The sequence below is a fragment of the Marinobacter sp. AC-23 genome, from assembly GCF_001858325.1.
Lineage (GTDB): Bacteria > Pseudomonadota > Gammaproteobacteria > Pseudomonadales > Oleiphilaceae > Marinobacter.
Genome location: NZ_MBPP01000028.1, coordinates 31495 through 49244, shown reverse-complemented (window position 1 = coordinate 49244; position 17750 = coordinate 31495). Strand labels below are relative to the sequence as shown.

Sequence of the window (17750 nt, the reverse complement as noted above, 5' to 3'; positions counted from 1 at the left end):
GACCAAGCAGAATGTTTGATATCGGCTTTCTAGAGCTGCTAATTTGCGGCGTTATTGCTCTGCTGGTGCTCGGCCCCGAGCGCCTGCCTACGGCTGCCCGGGCGGCTGGGCGTTGGGTTGGCGGTGCGCGACGCATGGTCAGCCAGTTTACCTCCGAACTGGACCGCCAACTGAAAGCCGATGAGCTGAGAAAAGAGCTGCGCGAAGCCGGCGATGTGGCTTGGACGACGTGAAGAAAACCGTACGTGGCGCCCTGGACGAAGCCAAACAATACGAGCACATGATTATGTCGGACAAACCAGCCAGCAAATCGGCGACCGACAAACAGGCTGTGGCTAAACAGAGCCATATAGCCGAAGACTCTGGCGCAAGCAATTCGGCCGATTCGGTTGCCACACCAAAATCATCGGATAAGCCTTCATGAATGCAAAAACAGATGGTGAAAAGCCAGGCCATCAGAGCACCTCGCCGCAACAACCCGAAATGCCTCTGGTTGCGCACCTGCTAGAGCTTCGCAACCGGTTGCTGAAAATGGTTTTGGCGGTAGTTATCTGCTTTGCGGCCATTTACCCCTTCGCCAACGAGTTGTACCTCTGGTTGTCAGAGCCTATTCGATCACTGCTGCCTATTGGCCAGACCATGATCGCAACGGACATCACCTCACCGTTTTTCGCGCCCCTTAAGCTGGCGCTGTTTTTATCGGTGTTCGCAGCCATTCCAATCATTTTGTACCAGCTCTGGAGCTTTGTTGCACCGGGGCTTTATGCCCATGAGAAGCGGCTGGCTTTTCCTCTGCTGTTTACGTCCGTTATTCTGTTCTATCTGGGCGCCGCGTTTGCGTATTTTGTGGTATTCCCGCTGGTGTTCGGCTTCTTTACGGCCATCGGCCCAGAAGGCATTGTTGAGCTGCCAGATATCAGCAGCTATCTGAACTTTGTACTGAAAATGTTCTTTGCTTTCGGGGTCGCCTTTGAGATCCCCATTGCCACCATTTTGTTGATTCTAAGTGGCGTAACAACACCCGAAGACCTTGCAGCAAAACGGCCATACGTAGTGGTGGGCTGTTTTATAATCGGTATGATGCTGACACCGCCAGACATAATTTCCCAAACCCTTCTGGCCGTGCCCATGTGGATCCTGTTCGAGCTAGGCATTCTGTTTGGCCGCTTGGCAAAGCGTGAAGTGGCAGAGCCGGAAGCGGACGAGTGATCTCCTGAATGAATCTGGCTTTACTGTTTGATGAAGACTTTGTTGCGCAAGATCGCGCTGTACTGCAGGGTCGACGGTTTGAGCATATAAAATCTGTGCTCGGAACATCCATTGGGGATCATCTCCCGGTTGGCCGCGTAAACGGTCAAATTGGGCTTGGGGAGGTGGTAGCGCTCACGGACTCTGAAGTTGAATTGGTTGTGTTGCTGGATCAGCAGCCCCCGCCGCCTTTACCTCTTACGCTTATCCTGGCCATGCCCCGGCCTAAAATGTTCCGCCGTATTCTGCAAACCAGCTCGACGCTGGGCATAAAAGACATCTGGCTGGTTAATAGCTACAAGGTAGAGAAAAGCTTTTGGCAAACGCCATGGCTGTCGGATGACAACCTGCGGGAGAACCTGACCCTTGGGCTGGAGCAGGCAAAAGATACGGCCATGCCAAACGTGCATATTCGCAAGCTGTTCAAACCCTTTGTGGAAGATGAGCTGCCCGCCCTACTGAAAGGTAAACAGGCCTTGGTCGCGCACCCGGGCACTTCTACGCCCTGCCCCACACACCTGAACAGGCCCACTGCGCTGTGCATAGGGCCGGAAGGCGGCTTCACGCCTTACGAAGTGGGAAAACTGGAAGAGGCCGGCTGCCAAAGCGTTCACTTAGGGCCACGCATCCTGCGGGTGGAAACAGCTGTGCCCGTTCTTGTCAGCAGGTTGTTTGACGCCTGCCTTTGAAATCAGCCCGCCTCTGACCTTGCTTCCCACATCCGCAGCAGGGGCGTAATCACGGCTACCAGCACAGCCCCCGCTACAACCCCGATCAGACCATTAGCCAGCATAGGAATCAGCGTGGTCGCCAAGCCACCAAAGTCTGCGGCGAAGTGTTCGATAGCGTTATAAATCGGCGGTATGCCGTGCACCAGAATGCCACCACCCACCAGAAACATCGCCAAGGTGCCGACAATGGATAAGGTTTTCATAAGATAAGGCGCAAGCCAGAGAATGCCATTGCCCACCCGCTGGGCCAGCTCATTGTCTTTCTGGCTCAGGTAAAGGCCAACGTCGTCCAGCTTTACGATCCCGGCAACCAGGCCATAAACCACCACAGTGATCATTACAGCCACAACCGACAGCACCGCAAACTGCATAGCGATGCCGGCGCCCGCCACCACTCCCAGGGTGATAGCAATAATCTCCGCAGAGAGGATAAAATCTGTTCGGATAGCGCCTTTTATCTTTCGTTTTTCCAAGACCTTCAGGTCTACCTCAGGCTTTTTCAGGGCTTCGCGAAGCTCCTTTTTTTTCTGCTCATCTTCTTTTGCATGCAGAAATTTATGGGCCAGTTTTTCAACCCCTTCAAAGCACAGAAACCCACCACCAAGCATCAGCAACGGCGTAACCAGCCAGGGCACAAAAAAACTGATCGCGACAGCGGCCGGTACAAGAATCGCCTTGTTCACCATCGAACCTTTGGCAACAGCCCAGACAACGGGCAGCTCCCGGGCAGGCTTTACACCAGTAACCTGTTGCGCGTTCAGGGCAAGGTCGTCCCCCAAAACACCCGCGGTTTTCTTTGTGGCGGCTTTTGTCATCAGGGAGACATCGTCGAGCAGTGTCGCAATGTCGTCGATAAGCATGAGCAGACTGGTTCCTGCCATCAGTGTAGATCCTTTATTTTGGTAGCCGTTTAAAGAGTAAGGCCCATCGCCTCTGCAGCGATACGATTTTTTACCGGGCCAAGCCCGTCAAGCCAGCGCATACCAGTATTTCTGATCAGCCTGAATGGCAACTCATCACGACCAAAGAACTGTTTAAAGCCCTCCATAGCCACCATCATGGTCAGATTCTCGCCTTTGCGACGGCGCTGGTACCGCGCCAGAACCAGTTCATGTGCGGGGTTCAAACCGGATCTTTTGGCCTTGCTCAGCTCGTCCAACAACACCCGGACATCGCCGTATCCGAGGTTGGCACCCTGGCCCGCAAGCGGATGAATAGTGTGGGCAGCATCTCCTACAAGTGCAAAGCCGGGGGCAATATAGTCTTTGGCGTGGCGCTGCCGAAGCGGAAAGGCAAAGCGCTTGGAAACCGACTCAATAGCGCCAAGCTCTCTTTCGATGGCTCGCTCCAATTCCGCAGTGAACGCGGTATCGCTCAGAGCCATCAGGCGCCGGGCTTCTTCGGTATCTTGCGACCATACAATAGAGCAGAAGTGCTCGTCACCGTTTTCCGTTGCCAATGGTAAAAACGCCAATGGCCCAGTTTGGGAAAACCGCTGCCAGGCGGTGTATCTGTGGCTTTGAGCCGTACGCACAGTGCACACAATGGCCTGCTGGTCGTAATCCCATTCACGGGTAGGCAACCCAACCCACTGACGCAGGCGAGAGTGGGTGCCATCGGCCGCGACCACAAGACGGGCACCGAGTTTGCGGCCATCGGCAAGTTCAATGCTGCGTTGATCGCCACCCTGGGAACAACCGGTAACCTGCACACCGTCAATCAACTCAACACCGCTCGTTTTAACAGCCTCGAACAATGCCCGAACCAGGCTGCGGTTTTCAACGATCGTCCCCAAGGCACGGGCCTGCAGTTCGGCCGCATCAAAGTGGATACGCCCGGTGCCATCGCCATCCCACACGGTCATGGCTTGGTAGGGACAATGGCGGCCTGCCACAACGCCTTGCCAGGCGCCCAGTGAGTCCAGCAACTGCTGGCTGGCCACGGAGATGGCGCTAACACGGGGTTCAAAATCCGCCACGCCTTTCACCGCCACAGGGGTACTCAGCAATGCGGCACGATCACCCCCTTCAACCAAGCCAACCTTCCAGCCCTGCTGAGACAAGCCAAGAGCCAGAGCCGTGCCAGTCATGCCACCGCCAACCACAAGAATATCGAACACCTGGGTATCACTCATGTCTTATCACTCGCCGCTGGCCCACTGATATTAGCTCGGCGCCCGCCAGTGCCCATAGCGTTGCGCGCGAACAATCGCTTGGCGCCGGGTAGTAAATCCAAACCCATTAAGCCGGCATCCCGCGCTGCGGCAACCGGGGCCAATGAGTGCCCAAAAATGCGGATCAGTGAATTGGAGAACTGCACGGTTTGCTGCCAATCCGGGCGATGCAATTCGTGGTAGCGACGCAAAATTTGGAAGTCCCCAGGTGGCCGGCCTTGCTCTGCTGCCAATCGGAACTGCTCTACCAGAGTCATCAGGCCCCGCAATGCCAGGTTAAAACCCTGCCCGGCAACGGGGTGTAAGGCGTGTGCAGCGTTGCCCACCAGCGCCACACCCGGCCGTATTGGCTCGTCCACCGTGGTGAGTGTTAGGGGGTAATGATTGCACTCGCCTATATGGGTAAACCGGCCCAGGCGCCAGCCAAAACGCGCCTGAAGTCGCTGGCATTTGTCGCTATTCGGCATAACCAGAACCTCTTCGAGTTCCTGGTCGCTCAGCGTCCATACCAAGGCAGACTGATGGCCCGCGCGGGAGGGTGACCCGTGGGGCAACATCGCCATGGGTCCGGTTTCGGTAAAACGCTCGAATGCACAGAACTGATGGCTGTCGCTGGTGGATACGTTGGCAATCAGGGCGTTCTGATTATAGCTGTGATGTATTGGCTGAAAGCCGAGTTTTTCTCTCAGCCCGGAGCGCCCACCGTCTGCAACAATCAGGCACTGCGCCGTTAGGGTGTGGGTCTCGTTGCCGGTTTTCAGCGCAACGCTTACGCCCTGCTCGCAGGGCGTCATATCAACAACCTCGGCCGGCGCCTGCCACTGTACGCTGGTGGCGAGCAGCTCCCGCATCAGGCACAGCCCCATCCAGCGGTTATCTACCACATAGCCCAGGGCTTGCTGCTCGTATTCTTTGGCATTCAGGCGAGTGGCGCCGAAACGGCCCCGGTCAGACACGTGAATGTGTTTAATGGGCGTGGCATGCTCTGATAACCGCTGCCATAGCCCAAGCTCTTCAAAAATAAGCCGTGACCCCCAAGCCAGCGCTGTGGAGCGGGCGTCATAACTGGGCTGATAAGAATCCGGCAAGGCATCCGCCGATAACGGGAAAGCCTCAACCACAGTTACGCTCAGGTTTGGTGCAACTCTGGCAAGCGCCAGGGCCAGTGTCGCCCCTGCAAGTCCGCCGCCGGCAATAATCACATCGGTATCTGAGTGTTTCACCGGCTCATTCCGCCATCAGCGCTTCAATCTCTTCAATGGTTTTGGGCACGCCCTCTGTCAACACTCGGCAGCCTTCTTTGGTAACCACCACGTCGTCTTCTATACGGATGCCGATGCCACGCCACTTTTCATCCACATCGGTATTACTCGGTGAGATATACAAGCCGGGCTCAACCGTAAGCGCCATGCCTGGCTCAAGCAGTCGCCATGCGTCGCCAACCTTATAGTCGCCTACATCGTGCACATCCAGGCCTAGCCAATGGCCGGTGCGGTGCATGAAGAACGGCTTGAAGGCTTCACTGGCAATGGCGTCGTCAACGGTACCTGACAAAATACCCAACTCGATCAAGCCGCCCGTAAGCACTCTCAACGCTGCTTCGTGGGGGTGGTTCCAGTGATTGCCGGGGCGAACGGCGTCAATAGCGGCGTACTGCGCGTCTAGCACCACTTGATAAACCGCCCGTTGCTCGGGGCTGAACGTGCCACTGACCGGGAAGGTGCGGGTAATGTCGGAGGCGTAGCATTCCACCTCACAGCCTGCATCGATCAGCACCAGATCGCCCTCTTTCAAAGGCGCCATATTCTCGATGTAGTGCAGTATGCAGCCATTGGTGCCCGCGCCAACAATAGATGGATAGGCCGTGGAGCGGGCCCCGTGATCCATAAATGTATGAATCAGTTCGGCCTCAAGGTTGTATTCACTACCTCCCTTGCGCGCTCGTTTCATGGCAAGGCAGTGGGCCTTGGCGCTGATCTCACCAGCACGAGCCATAGCCTTGATCTCGCTGGCGCTCTTATACAACCGCAGATCGTGCAGGAGGTGCTCCAACGATACGAACTCACCCGGCGGGTGAGCGCCGCTTTTTACTTTGCTGCGAAGAACCTTGACCCAATCCATCACACGGGTATCGAAACCCTGGTCTTTGCCCAGCGGGTAATACACCCGGCTGCGGCCTTCGATCATACCGGGCAGAATGTCGTCGATATCGGCCACAGGAAAGGCGTCATCCAGGCCGTAACGCTCAATCGCGCCCTCGGGCCCTACCAAAAAGCCATCCCAGAGCTCTTTCTCGGGGTTTCTTTCTTTGCAGAACAGCACTGATTCACCGTGTTCACGGCCTGGAATCAGCGCCAGTACCGCCTCGGGCTCGCCAAAGCCAGTCAGGTACTGAAAATCGCTGTCTTGGCGAAACGGGTGCAGTACGTCGCGGTTGCGAACACGCTCTGGTGCAGCCGGAATGATAGCGATGCTGTCCGGCGCCATGCGCTCCATCAGCTTGCGACGGCGCTCGGCAAATTCCTTGACGGGTATAATGGACGACATAAGTTCTCCCGCAGTGTGTGGCGTTCTCAGTGTAGCGTTGGCGCTTGGGACGCAGGCTTTTCTGGAGGATTGAATTCGGTAAACACGGCAAGAGCGCCAAGCCGAATGTACTCAATAATTTCCAGCAGGTGCTGCTCGCCCTCGTCGTTCGGCTCCTGATCTTCAGATACCTGGCTAATGGCCACCATATCCTCCATCAACTCGCGAATCTCTTCTGGCGCCTCGCCAAGAGACTCTCCGGCAGACAAGGCCATACCCTCAAGAAAACCTCGCACCCAAGCCACCAAAGCTTCCAGGCGCTGATCTATGGCGTAGTCATCATCAGGCAGCAGCGGATAAAAGCTCATATCCTCTGATTTTAAAAACGCCAGCGTTTGTTCATACGCTTCGTTCATAAAAACGGTCAGGCTCTCGCCTTCGCCAGCCGCACTCTCAGGCAGGCCCATGTGTTCGCACACCATGAACAGCCACTCTGGCTCCTCTAACCGGGCACCCGTAGCCATACGACCACAAAGAGCGCCGTGCAGCTCGGAGGGGTGACTGAAGGCTTTATGGGCTGTAAAAACATTCGCCCAGCGCTCAAATTCAGCGGCATGAGCCGCGTCGGCAGTGTCTGTTTCTGACATGAACCAAGGCAATCCTGTGTTGCGAAGTGAAGGTCATATCTTAGCATTCAGGTGTCTTCAAGGCACTGACCGGTTGGTACTTAGGCCGCAAGAATTGCCAACAAACAACTTATGACACCCCTGTAAATTGACCGCTATGGCACACACACTTATAGTTAGTCGCAATTACCTCAAACCTATGCTGGGCACGTCATGGAACAGTCCGAAGTACAAGCATTAGCGGACAAGCTGGACAAGCTGATCGAACACTGCCAAAAACTGGAGCAGGACAACGCTACATTAAGGCAGTTGCAGGACGGCTGGAACCGGGAACGGGGCCAGCTTATGCAGAAGAATGATCTTGCCAAAAACAAGATCGAAGCCATGATCGGCCGCCTTCGGGCACTGGAGCACCATTAATGTCTACGCAACCCACCACCGTTGAGGTGAAAATTCTCGATAAAGAATACCTGGTGGCCTGTCCCCCAGAAGAGCAAGATGCCCTCGTTCGTGCTGCCAGGCACCTGGACCACAAGATGCGTGAAATACGCACCAGCGGCAAAGTTTTTGGCACTGAGCGCATTGCGGTGATGGCCGCACTGAACATGACCCACGAACTGCTTGAGCGCGACAGCATGTCGGATGCCACCAGCACGCTCCTGAAAACCATGGACAGCAAACTGGAAAACGCCCTCGGAGAATCGTCAAACCACTGAGCCTGTAGAGATTCCCCAATAGGTGTTGCAATCTGCCCCGGATCTGGCCCTATAATGAACTCACTTCCTGGGCTGTTCGCTGGTCGGATTCGTCCTCGAGCCGATGCGCTTTACCCAGGTGGCTACTCTAGGGCATTGTGAGCACGTCCCCGCAAGGGGAAAGCCTAATATGTCACAGCGGCCACCGACCTTGAACTTTGGGTTCAAGGGCTACATCTGATAACGGCAGCCCGGGAAGCTTTATTTTGAGCCAGCTTATCGACTCCCCCCCTTCTGAAACCGATTTAACGTCACTGCCCCGCAGCGAGCTACGCAAACATTTGCGCCAACGTAGACGCCTGCTATCGCCTCGGGAACAAGAACATGCCGCTGTTTCGCTTGCCGTTAATCTGGTGAAAAATCCGGACCTACACAGGGCCAAGCACATAGCCATTTACCTACCCAACGATGGCGAGATTGATCCGCATCCGTATATCGCCATGGCCCAGCGCAAAGGCGTTCACTTCTACCTTCCTGTACTGCATCCGGTTCACCCGGGAAAACTGGTTTTCAGCCCGTATTACGATGGTGTGGAGCTGACGGCCAATCGCTTTGGCATTCCCGAACCTGCATTCAGCAAAGGGCTCAAGCGACCTGCCTGGTCGTTGGACGCAGTTTTATTCCCACTGGTGGGGTTTGATGAAAACGGTGGAAGGCTGGGAATGGGAGGCGGGTTTTACGACCGCACGTTCGCGTTCAGCCGCCTGCGCCCAAGATTGGCGCCCAAGCTTATTGGCTTGGCTCACGACTTTCAGCAGGTGGGCGAGCTACCGATTGAACCTTGGGATGTGCCACTGCATAGCGTGGTGACAGATAAGCGGCTTTACCGAGTAAAATAGCGAGGGGGAGGGGCGGATTACCGAGCGGCAGGAGCCCTGACCACATAGGCGGAATCTGCTGCAACAGAACTTTTCGTTACGGCCGAGGGCCTATCCTCAGAAGCCTGAAGTGATGTAAACCCTGTAATCACAAGGCCGACAGCAAAAATCAGCACAATTGCCCGGATAATGTCAGGCTTGCCACCCATGGTATATCTTCCTGCTCTAATAAAGTTAAATCTTCGGGAAATCAGTTAACTATTCTTGTTTCCCAGATTTTGACGAAAGACTAACACGCATCCTGAATTTTACAATTTTTAACAGATTAAAATTCAGTAAGAAAATTAAGCAGTAACACTGAGGAAGGTTGCGCGAAAGAGCCAGCCGGGAATTGAGTTCCCGGCTGGCTGCACTCACAGGCTAAGAGGCTTTACCGTTACCTGCCCCCAGGAACAGCTGGTAGGCTTCGTTGTCTGTCATGTTTTCATAACGAAAACCCACCTTTGCAAGCATGGCTTCAAAGTCTTTTACTTCGTCATTTTCTACCTGGGCTCCTAGCAACACTCGGCTGTAGGCGGCGCCATGATTGCGGTAGTGGAACATGGATATATTCCAGCGTGTTCCCAGAGACATCAGGAATTTCAGTAAGGCGCCCGGGCGCTCCGGAAACTCAAACTGGAAGACTTTTTCATTGGTAATCGTGAGGGCGTGGCCGCCAACCATATGGCGAATGTGCTGCTTGGCCATATCGCTGTCTGTGAGATCAAGAACAGAGTAGCCGGTTTCACGGAGATCCTGTACCAGCTCATCCTCTGCCCAAACCACCCGCCTGGACCTGAACACCCACAAAAATCGTCGCCTTGCCAGCATCTGCGTAGCGATAATTAAACTCGGTGATGCTGCGCTTATGCAGAGCGTTGATGAAGGTTTTGAAGGCCCCCGGCTTCTCCGGTATGGTCACCGCAAGAATGGCCTCACGCTTCTCGCCGATTTCTGTGCGCTCGGAAATATAGCGCAGGCGATCAAAGTTCATGTTGGCACCGCTCAGGGTGGCAACCAGGTTTTCATTCTCGATCTTTTCCCGCTCAATGTACTTCTTGATGCCGGCAACGCCCAGCGCCCCGGCAGGCTCTGAGATAGAGCGGGTGTCTTCAAAGATATCCTTGATAGCGGCGCAGATCTCGTCGGTGGAAACGGTGATCACCTCATCCACATGGTCTTTGCAGATTTCCCAAGGATATTTTCCGATCTGCTTTACCGCGACCCCATCCGCAAAGATGCCCACTTCGTCCAATATCACGCGTTTGCCGGCCTTCATGGCGGCTTGCAGGCAATTCGAGTCATCTGGCTCAACACCAATCACCTTGATATCAGGGCGCAAATATTTGATATAGGCCGCCATACCCGCAATCAGGCCGCCCCCACCTACACAAATAAATACCGCATGGATCGGCTTGCTGAATTGCGACAATATCTCCATGGCGACCGTGCCTTGCCCGGCGATAACATCCGGGTCGTCATAAGGCGGTATGTAGGTATAGCCATGTTTCTCGATCAGTTCGTGTGCGTGCGTTGCGGCTTCATCAAAGGCATCGCCTCTGAGCACTACCCGCGCGCCATGATCCCGCACCGAGCGCACTTTGATCTCCGGCGTAGTCTGCGGCATGACAATAACCGCTTTAATACCCAGCTTTTTGGCCGCCAGCGCTACACCCTGCGCGTGATTACCGGCAGAGGCACAGATAACGCCCTTGGATTTCTGCTCTTCCGACAATTGAACAAGCCGGTTGTACGCGCCGCGAATCTTGAAGGAAAACACCGGCTGAAGGTCTTCGCGCTTAAGCAGAATATTGTTGCCAAAGCGTTTGGACAGGCTGTGGGCTTCAGTGAGGGGTGTTTCGATGGCCACGTCATAGACGCGCGCATCGAGAATCTTCTTGATGTAGCGTTGCGGCATGTTGGTTCCGGTTACTGATGTGTGTTTGGGAAAACCTACAGTGTAGAAAGTTTGCACGGTAGCCGTCTATAAGCAGACCACGCTTAAGCGCTATAATGAGCCTGAACTCATACGATTTGCATCCGGAGTGCCCCATGACCCAGGACGAACTTAAGAAAGCCGTTGCCAAAGCCGCAGTGGATTACATAGCACCGCGTTTGGAGCGTGACAGCGTTATCGGTGTTGGTACGGGAAGCACCGCCAACTTTTTCATCGATATGCTCGCAGATTTGAAAACCGAGTTCGATGGCGCAGTGGCCAGCTCGGAAGCAACAGCGCAGCGCCTGAAAAGCCATGGCATTCCTGTATATGATCTGAACAGCGCCGGCGAACTGGAGTTTTATGTAGACGGCGCCGACGAAGTCAACGAACGCCTTGAGCTGATCAAAGGCGGCGGCGGTGCACTGACCCGCGAGAAGATCGTTGCAGCGGTTGCCAAGACCTTTATCTGCATTGCAGACGAATCCAAGAAAGTCGGTATTCTGGGCGATTTTCCTCTGCCGGTAGAGGTGCTTCCCATGGCACGGAGCCATGTTGGCCGTGAAATTGTTAAATTGGGCGGCGACCCCGTGTACCGGGATGGTTTCACCACCGACAACGGCAATATAATTTTAGACATCTACAACATGGATATTTCCCGCCCGATCCAGGTTGAGGAGCGGCTGAACAACGTTGTGGGCGTTGTGACCAACGGGCTCTTTGCCCGCCGCCCGGCTGACCTGCTACTGCTGGGCACCAGCGAAGGCGTCAAGAGCATTCCCCGCAAAGGCGCCTGACGCTTTTAACCCAAATGGTTCTTAAGCTGGCTCCCGGGCCGGCTTTTTTATTGCACGACCAAACAACAACCAAGCGCTTGCTTGGTTCTGTAAATTGAGCGACACTCACCTTTTATTCCAAGAACAAAGGTAATACCACCGTGTCCAACTACTTCAACGAAACCCATGAACAGGTGCGACTAACCGCCCGCAAATTTATACAAACCCATGTACTTCCTCATATCGATGAATGGGAAGAAGCTGGCGAGTTTCCCCGTGAAATCTATCAAAAAGCAGGGGATGCGGGTCTACTTAGCATAGGTTTCCCTGAAGCTTTGGGCGGGATAGGTGAAGGAGATATTTTCCTGAAAGTGGCTGTGTCTGAGGAACTGATGCGCTCCACCTCAGGCGGCTTCGTAGCCAGCCTGGGCTCTCTGGATATCGGCATGCCCCCTGTTGCCAAGTGGGCAAAAAAAGAAATCCGTGAACAGATTGTGCCCCCAGTATTGCGCGGCGAAAAAATTGCAGCTCTCGCAATTACCGAGCCCGGCGGTGGGTCCGATGTAGCCAGCCTCAAAACCCGCGCCGTGCGCGATGGCGATCACTACATCGTGAACGGCAGCAAAACCTTCATCACCAGCGGCACCCGGGCCGACCACTACACTGTAGCCGTGCGCACCGGAGGCGAAGGCCACGCCGGCATAAGCCTGCTGCTGATCGATCGCGACATGCCCGGCTTTTCCACCGGCACCAAACTCCGCAAAATGGGCTGGTGGGCCAGTGACACCGCCGAGCTTTTCTTTGACGACTGCAGGGTACCAGCGGATCGCCTGATCGGCGCTGAAAACGCCGGCTTCATCGCCATCATGAGCAACTTCCTGGCGGAACGCCTCAGCCTGTCCATCATGGCCTACATGACCGCCCAGCTTGCGTATGAAGCCGCCATGGAATACACGAAACAACGCCAAGCCTTCGGCCGCTCAGTTGCCGGCTTCCAGGTTACCCGCCACAAACTGGTCGACATGGCCACTCAAATCGACGTGGCCCGTGAATACACCTACCGTTGCGCAGCACTGATGCAAGCAGGCAAAAACCCGATCAAACAGGTCGCCATGGCGAAAAACTTCTCCGTGGAGGTGTGTGAGAAGGTCACCCGCGAGGCCGTGCAGCTTTTCGGCGGCATGGGCTATATGCGCGAATCTGTGGTGGAGCGGCTATACCGGGACGCGAAGATTCTGTCAATTGGCGGCGGCACGACGGAAATCATGAAAGAACTGATTGCCAAGCAGATCAAACTTTAACTATCCCCTCGCAATCCAGCTTTGCGCCCGACACGACCAACGTTTAGTTTCGAACTGCGAGAGAGTCCCGTATAATTGCGCGCACAAATTTTAACCGCAGTTAAACGCACACTCGAGACCTACCAGGAAGGATCGCATATGCAATTCGCCAACATCCCCGCAGGCAAAAACCCGCCTGAAGATATCTACGTTGCCATTGAAATTCCGGCCTTCAGCTCCCCGGTCAAGTATGAACTGGACAAAGACATGGGCGCGCTACTGGTAGACCGGTTTATGGCTACCCCCATGTTCTACCCGGCAAACTATGGGTTTATCCCCCACACTTTGGCCGACGACGGTGACCCGATCGATGTGCTGGTCGTTACTCCTCACCCGATTGAACATGGCGCGATTATCCGCTGCCGGCCGGTGGGTGTCCTGAACATGGAAGATGAAGCCGGTGGTGACGTAAAGCTGCTTGCCGTGCCACACACCAAGCTGACCACTGCCTACGACCATGTCAAAGAGCTCGAAGATCTGCCAGTTATGCTGCGCGACCAGATCAAGCACTTCTTTGAGAATTACAAAACCCTGGAGCCGGGCAAGTGGGTTAAGGTACAAGGCTGGGGCAGCGCTGCAGATGCGAAGCAAGCCATCGTTGATTCAATCAAGGCTTACACCAACTGATTTGCTTGATTGATTGAACACATAAAAAACCGGGCCATTGAGCCCGGTTTTTTATGTGTAAATGAACGCCCTCAACCGCGTGACAAAAGATCTCGCATATCGCTGATTGCCGCATTGGCGCGTGAAAGATAGGCCGCCATGGTCAGTGAATGGTTTGCCAGAACACCAAAGCCACTGCCGTTAAGGATAACCGGGCTCCACATTTCTCCTTGAGCGCCTTCAAGCTCAATAATCACCTGCTTCACACTGGAGATCGCGTTTTTGTCCCGGAGTATCTTCCGGAAATCCACTTCAATCGCGCGGAAGATATGCAGCAACGCCCAGGAGCTGCCCCGAGCCTCATAAAACACATCGTCAATTTTAGCCCAGTCAGTTTTAATGTCGCCGCCACTCGTTTCTTCCTCCAGCGGGTTGTCTGCATCCACATTGGCTACAGCTTCTGATACAGATGCCTTGCCAACGCTCTCACCCAGGGTGCGCGAAAGGCTGCCCAAGCGGGTTTCCAGATCGCCTAGCCAATTGCTCAAATTGTCGGCGCGGGCGAAGAACTGTGCATTGGACTGCTCCGGGCTAGAGAGACGGTTGAGGTAACGCTTGAGCGCCGTGATACCACGACGGTATTCCGCTTCCGTAGAAGGAATAGCCCAGCTTGCGCTGTCGAAGTGAAACTGCGGCTCGGCAATGATCAAATCAGGGTCTTCGGCAGACTGGCTCTGGGAGCGGCTGATGTCCTTGCGCATGGCGCGAGAAAGATCACGTAGCTGCACCAGTACGCCGTATTCCCAGTTGGGAGTGTTATCCATCCACAGGCCCGGCGGGAAAATGTCGTTGGAGATATAACCGCCAGGCTTGTCCAGAAGGGTTTCCGCTATGCGGATCATGGTTGCGGTGGTGGCAAAGCCGGTTACGGGCTCCCGCTGCATCTCGTTGGCAACCGCCCGGGTGTGTTCGCGCACAGAGAAGGATTCTGGCTCGCTGCTCCAGTAAATACCCAACACCACTGTTATCAGCAAATATACCAACAGAACAACCACTACAAATTTGCCGATCACGCCGTTGTTGCCGGCATAATCCTGAGCGTTTTCTTTCTTGTCTTTGAAATACTGTCTGATTTTGCCTGACATATTACGTTGAGCCCCTTGTCTGGAAATTGACTGTGCAAACGGTCTATACGGATCGTAACCTAAGGTGGGCTCTATATACACACCGCAGAATTCACAAACAATTACACAGTGCAACCTACGCCCACAACTCGAAACACTATAGACTCCGAAAACAGATTAAGGTTGGGAAAATCGTCCACACCGTAAAGGACGGCCCATAACGAAAAAAGACAGGCCGGAGCCCAATGAGCGACGCAAGCCAGAAAGAAAAACTCAGGCAGCACTTTGCACGCCGCGTAACAACCCAAGCACGGATAGTTTTGGATACCTGGCAGAAAATTCACGGCAGCAGCGATTCGTTTACCGCTCACCGTGAAGAGCTTATGACCGCTTCCGATAAACTGGTGCGCTATGCCCAAAGGTTCGAGATGCAAGGCCACGCAGAATCCGGCCACAAGATTCTCGAACTTACCCGCCATTGGCCAGCTAATGCGCCCATAGATGACGCCACCAAGCGACAACTTCAGGATGCTGTGGATGCACTTGCGCGCAACACCCTGCGGCGAACGGATCACAGCAATACCGAAACACCACATCAGTTCCGGCGCACCCCTGTTTATATCGCACTCGCAAACGAAGAGATGGCGAATCGGCTAATCCGTCAGCTTGAATTTTTTGGGTTCCGTGCGTCAGCCTTCAACTCTGCTGAAGAGCTTACCGAAGCCTGCGCTTTGCATAAGCCTGAAACCATACTGATGGATGTAAATTTTGGCAGCGGCCAGAATGCAGGCATCGCGACCATCGAGCGCCTGCAAGAACGACACGACACGCCCGTTCCGATTATTTTCATGAGCGACGAAGACGGATCTATCCAGACCCGCCTGCGCGCATCTCGGTGCGGCGGCGAAGAGTTTTTCTACCCGGCGGTTGATCCAGGCCAGCTGATCGAGAAAATCGAAACCTATACCCACGGAAACACCGTTGAGCCTTACCGGGTACTTGTGCTGGATGACTCCAGAGCACAAGCAAAATTTATGGAAACGGTTCTGAAAAAGGCGGGCATGACTGCACACGTCATTACCGACCCTATGGAAATCATCCACGCACTGGATATGTTCTCCCCCGAAATCATTATTCTCGACATGTACATGCCAGGGTGCACGGGCATGGAGATCGCCCGGGTGATCCGCCAGCAAGATAGATTTCATAGCGTGCCAATCATCTATCTCTCAGCTGAGGAAGATGTTACCAAGCAGCTGCACGCCATGAGCCTGGGTGGCGATGACTTTTTGACCAAACCCATTGACCCAAAGCACCTGATTGCAACGCTTCACAACCGGGGCCGGCGGGCGCGCTCTCTGTTGGCCTGATGATCCGTGACAGCCTCACTGGGCTGTACAACCATACACACACGCTGTATCTGCTGGACCAGGAAATCGTTCGAGCTCGACAAAAAAATCAGCCCCTGTGCTTTGCGATGATCGATATAGACTATTTCAAGAAGGTAAACGATACCTTTGGCCACCCCATTGGCGATCGCGTGCTTCGCAGCCTCTCAATGTTTCTTAAACAGCGCCTGCGAAAAACCGACCACATAGGCCGCTACGGCGGCGAAGAGTTTGCGATTATCCTTCCCAACACCCGGCTCAGTGATGCCCGCAATGTTCTTAACGAGATCCGCGAGCGCTTCTCAGAGCTTCAGCAACCCGCGGGCGACAGAGAGTTCAATGTTACCTTTAGCTGTGGCGTGGCCGCCTGGGACAACAACTCGTCCCAGACTCTGTGTGAGAATGCCGATCGAGCGCTTTATGTCTCCAAAGAACAGGGCCGCAACTGCGTCACACTTGCTGACAACTGACAGACAGCGATAACCAACCGGGCGGCTTCCACAGCTGCCTGTATGAAACCATCGTCGTATAGAAGTCCCCTCTGCGGTTTACGACAATGAATGCCACCAATGGAAAGATCTTTTTCTATTCTTCTGGTCTTTTGTTACGTCAGTCGACAACAGATAACATTGTCAAAAAGTGTTGATCTGAGAAATAAAAGCACACACTATGGGTGGAAAATGTCGTTATTTTCGGCGAACCTGTTATTAAAGTTATAAAGGCAGACGAAATCATGTCTACAATTCTCATGCTCCATGGCCCCAACCTGAACATGCTCGGAATCCGCGAGCCGGAGGTTTATGGCCACGAGACGCTGGCAGATATTGATGAACGGCTACGGGAGAAGGCGGCTGAGCACAGTCACCACCTGCTGCATATGCAGTCAAACGCTGAATATGAACTGATTGAACGGATTCACGAAGCCCGAGCTGAAGGGGTCGATTTCATAATCATCAATCCTGCGGCCTTCACACACACCAGCGTTGCTTTGCGGGACGCCATATTAGCCTCAGAAATTCCCTTTATAGAAGTGCATCTTTCCAATGTGCATGCGCGAGAGGCGTTCCGCCATCACTCGTATTTTTCTGATATCGCCGAGGGCGTTATCTGCGGACTAGGCAGCCAGGGGTACGAACTCGCACTCCAGGCCGCCATGCAACGAATTCACCGATAGACCTGAAAAACGGGACTGGATTGACTATGGATATTCGCAAGATTAAAAAACTGATCGAACTGCTCGAGGAGTCTGACGTCGAAGAGCTTGAGATTCACGAGGGTGATGATTCCGTGCGCATCTCCCGCCGTCGTGAGCAAGCTGCTGCCCAGTACATGAGCCACTATGCACCGCCCCCTATGCCTCAATCAGCTCAGGCCCCGGAAACCCCGGGCCCGGTTCAGGAAGATAGCTCAAAACAACCCGTTCTGAACGGGCATGCCCTGCGCTCCCCCATGGTAGGCACATTTTATCGAGCCCCCTCTCCTACCGCCGAGATGTTTGTCGAAGTAGGTCAATCGGTTAAAGCCGGAGAGGTTGTCTGCATTGTTGAAGCCATGAAAATGATGAATCAGATTGAGGTCGACAAGAGCGGCACAGTTACAGAAATTCTGGTAGAGAACGGTCAGCCAGTAGAGTTTGACCAGCCGCTGTTAATCATTTCCTGAAC

The 17750-nt window shown here is 54.3% G+C and carries 16 protein-coding genes, 1 other RNA gene and 3 pseudogenes; 13 read left to right on the top strand and 7 right to left on the bottom strand.

Going from position 1 to position 17750, the window contains the following annotated elements; all coding sequences use genetic code 11:
• Positions 1-11: 11 nt before the first annotated feature.
• The 3 genes and pseudogenes from tatB to BCA33_RS10580 form a co-directional block, all read left to right on the top strand.
• A pseudogene (gene tatB / locus BCA33_RS10590) lies at positions 12-289 on the top strand (Sec-independent protein translocase protein TatB); the annotation flags it as partial.
• A 131-nt stretch (positions 290-420) separates the two neighbouring features.
• Entirely contained in the window at positions 421-1209 is a 789-nt protein-coding gene (tatC, locus tag BCA33_RS10585) for a twin-arginine translocase subunit TatC (protein ID WP_071265666.1), read from the top strand.
• 8 nt (positions 1210-1217) lie between these two features.
• Positions 1218-1937: a 16S rRNA (uracil(1498)-N(3))-methyltransferase gene (locus BCA33_RS10580; RefSeq protein ID WP_071265664.1), complete on the top strand. Its 720-nt coding sequence runs from the start codon at positions 1218-1220 to the stop codon at positions 1935-1937.
• A 2-nt stretch (positions 1938-1939) separates the two neighbouring features.
• Here BCA33_RS10580 and BCA33_RS10575 read toward each other — a convergent pair whose 3' ends face one another.
• From BCA33_RS10575 to BCA33_RS10555, 5 genes are read right to left on the bottom strand one after another with little or no spacing between them, the layout of a single operon-like run.
• Entirely contained in the window at positions 1940-2860 is a 921-nt protein-coding gene (locus BCA33_RS10575) for a DUF808 domain-containing protein (protein WP_071265662.1), read from the bottom strand.
• 29 nt (positions 2861-2889) lie between these two features.
• Positions 2890-4113, bottom strand: coding sequence for an FAD-dependent oxidoreductase (locus BCA33_RS10570; protein ID WP_071265660.1), 1224 nt, complete (start codon positions 4111-4113; stop codon positions 2890-2892).
• The gene (gene ubiH / locus BCA33_RS10565; protein WP_071265658.1) at positions 4110-5375 is read right to left on the bottom strand and encodes a 2-octaprenyl-6-methoxyphenyl hydroxylase; all 1266 of its coding nucleotides are present in this window, start codon (positions 5373-5375) and stop codon (positions 4110-4112) included. The genes BCA33_RS10570 and ubiH overlap by 4 nt, the downstream gene beginning before the upstream one ends.
• Before the next feature lie 4 nt (positions 5376-5379).
• Positions 5380-6699 (bottom strand): Xaa-Pro aminopeptidase, encoded by a 1320-nt coding sequence (gene pepP / locus BCA33_RS10560; protein WP_071265656.1) that lies wholly within the window; start codon positions 6697-6699, stop codon positions 5380-5382.
• A 26-nt stretch (positions 6700-6725) separates the two neighbouring features.
• Positions 6726-7325: a UPF0149 family protein gene (locus BCA33_RS10555; RefSeq protein WP_071265654.1), complete on the bottom strand. Its 600-nt coding sequence runs from the start codon at positions 7323-7325 to the stop codon at positions 6726-6728.
• A 192-nt stretch (positions 7326-7517) separates the two neighbouring features.
• Between BCA33_RS10555 and BCA33_RS10550 the strand changes: the two genes are divergently transcribed.
• From BCA33_RS10550 to BCA33_RS10535, 4 genes are all read left to right on the top strand, one after another.
• On the top strand, positions 7518-7724 hold the full coding sequence (locus tag BCA33_RS10550) for a TIGR02449 family protein (protein ID WP_071265652.1): 207 nt from the start codon (positions 7518-7520) through the stop codon (positions 7722-7724).
• Positions 7724-8020 carry a cell division protein ZapA gene (locus tag BCA33_RS10545; protein WP_071265650.1) on the top strand — a complete coding sequence of 99 codons (297 nt, stop codon included), beginning with the start codon at positions 7724-7726 and terminating at the stop codon, positions 8018-8020. Before BCA33_RS10550 ends, BCA33_RS10545 begins: the two co-directional genes overlap by 1 nt.
• Before the next feature lie 61 nt (positions 8021-8081).
• Positions 8082-8261: non-coding RNA, 6S RNA (gene ssrS, locus BCA33_RS10540), on the top strand.
• Positions 8262-8265: 4 nt separating this feature from the next.
• Positions 8266-8898 (top strand): 5-formyltetrahydrofolate cyclo-ligase, encoded by a 633-nt coding sequence (locus BCA33_RS10535; protein WP_071265648.1) that lies wholly within the window; start codon positions 8266-8268, stop codon positions 8896-8898.
• Positions 8899-9297: 399 nt separating this feature from the next.
• Here BCA33_RS10535 and ilvA read toward each other — a convergent pair.
• Positions 9298-10834, bottom strand: a pseudogene (gene ilvA / locus BCA33_RS10530) (threonine ammonia-lyase, biosynthetic).
• 134 nt (positions 10835-10968) lie between these two features.
• On the opposite strand from ilvA, the gene rpiA reads away from it, so the two are divergent.
• The 3 genes from rpiA (at position 10969) to ppa (ending at position 13595) form a co-directional block, all read left to right on the top strand.
• On the top strand, positions 10969-11649 hold the full coding sequence (gene rpiA / locus BCA33_RS10525) for a ribose-5-phosphate isomerase RpiA (RefSeq protein ID WP_071265646.1): 681 nt from the start codon (positions 10969-10971) through the stop codon (positions 11647-11649).
• A gap of 140 nt (positions 11650-11789) precedes the next feature.
• Entirely contained in the window at positions 11790-12929 is a 1140-nt protein-coding gene (locus tag BCA33_RS10520) for an acyl-CoA dehydrogenase family protein (protein WP_071265644.1), read from the top strand.
• A 138-nt stretch (positions 12930-13067) separates the two neighbouring features.
• Entirely contained in the window at positions 13068-13595 is a 528-nt protein-coding gene (gene ppa / locus BCA33_RS10515) for an inorganic diphosphatase (protein WP_071265642.1), read from the top strand.
• A gap of 71 nt (positions 13596-13666) precedes the next feature.
• On the opposite strand, the gene BCA33_RS10510 is transcribed toward ppa, so the two are convergent.
• On the bottom strand, positions 13667-14719 hold the full coding sequence (locus BCA33_RS10510) for a DUF2333 family protein (RefSeq protein WP_071265640.1): 1053 nt from the start codon (positions 14717-14719) through the stop codon (positions 13667-13669).
• 224 nt (positions 14720-14943) lie between these two features.
• Between BCA33_RS10510 and BCA33_RS10505 the strand changes: the two are divergent.
• The 3 genes and pseudogenes from BCA33_RS10505 (at position 14944) to accB (ending at position 17748) form a co-directional block, all read left to right on the top strand.
• Positions 14944-16556 (top strand): annotated as a pseudogene (locus BCA33_RS10505) (diguanylate cyclase).
• 263 nt (positions 16557-16819) lie between these two features.
• Positions 16820-17260: a type II 3-dehydroquinate dehydratase gene (gene aroQ, locus BCA33_RS10500; protein ID WP_071265694.1), complete on the top strand. Its 441-nt coding sequence runs from the start codon at positions 16820-16822 to the stop codon at positions 17258-17260.
• Positions 17261-17286: 26 nt separating this feature from the next.
• Positions 17287-17748, top strand: coding sequence for an acetyl-CoA carboxylase biotin carboxyl carrier protein (gene accB / locus BCA33_RS10495; RefSeq protein ID WP_071265638.1), 462 nt, complete (start codon positions 17287-17289; stop codon positions 17746-17748).
• Positions 17749-17750: the final 2 nt, after the last annotated feature.

Excerpts from the sequence above, each read along its gene's own strand:
- tatC (WP_071265666.1), top strand. The coding sequence starts at position 421 with ATGAATGCAAAAACAGATGGTGAAAAGCCAGGCCATCAGAGCACCTCG.
- BCA33_RS10580 (WP_071265664.1), top strand. The coding sequence starts at position 1,218 with ATGAATCTGGCTTTACTGTTTGATGAAGACTTTGTTGCGCAAGATCGC.
- BCA33_RS10575 (WP_071265662.1), bottom strand. The coding sequence starts at position 2,860 with ATGGCAGGAACCAGTCTGCTCATGCTTATCGACGACATTGCGACACTG.
- BCA33_RS10570 (WP_071265660.1), bottom strand. The coding sequence starts at position 4,113 with ATGAGTGATACCCAGGTGTTCGATATTCTTGTGGTTGGCGGTGGCATG.
- pepP (WP_071265656.1), bottom strand. The coding sequence starts at position 6,699 with ATGTCGTCCATTATACCCGTCAAGGAATTTGCCGAGCGCCGTCGCAAG.
- BCA33_RS10555 (WP_071265654.1), bottom strand. The coding sequence starts at position 7,325 with ATGTCAGAAACAGACACTGCCGACGCGGCTCATGCCGCTGAATTTGAG.
- BCA33_RS10550 (WP_071265652.1), top strand. The coding sequence starts at position 7,518 with ATGGAACAGTCCGAAGTACAAGCATTAGCGGACAAGCTGGACAAGCTG.
- BCA33_RS10545 (WP_071265650.1), top strand. The coding sequence starts at position 7,724 with ATGTCTACGCAACCCACCACCGTTGAGGTGAAAATTCTCGATAAAGAA.
- rpiA (WP_071265646.1), top strand. The coding sequence starts at position 10,969 with ATGACCCAGGACGAACTTAAGAAAGCCGTTGCCAAAGCCGCAGTGGAT.
- ppa (WP_071265642.1), top strand. The coding sequence starts at position 13,068 with ATGCAATTCGCCAACATCCCCGCAGGCAAAAACCCGCCTGAAGATATC.
- BCA33_RS10510 (WP_071265640.1), bottom strand. The coding sequence starts at position 14,719 with ATGTCAGGCAAAATCAGACAGTATTTCAAAGACAAGAAAGAAAACGCT.
- aroQ (WP_071265694.1), top strand. The coding sequence starts at position 16,820 with ATGTCTACAATTCTCATGCTCCATGGCCCCAACCTGAACATGCTCGGA.
- accB (WP_071265638.1), top strand. The coding sequence starts at position 17,287 with ATGGATATTCGCAAGATTAAAAAACTGATCGAACTGCTCGAGGAGTCT.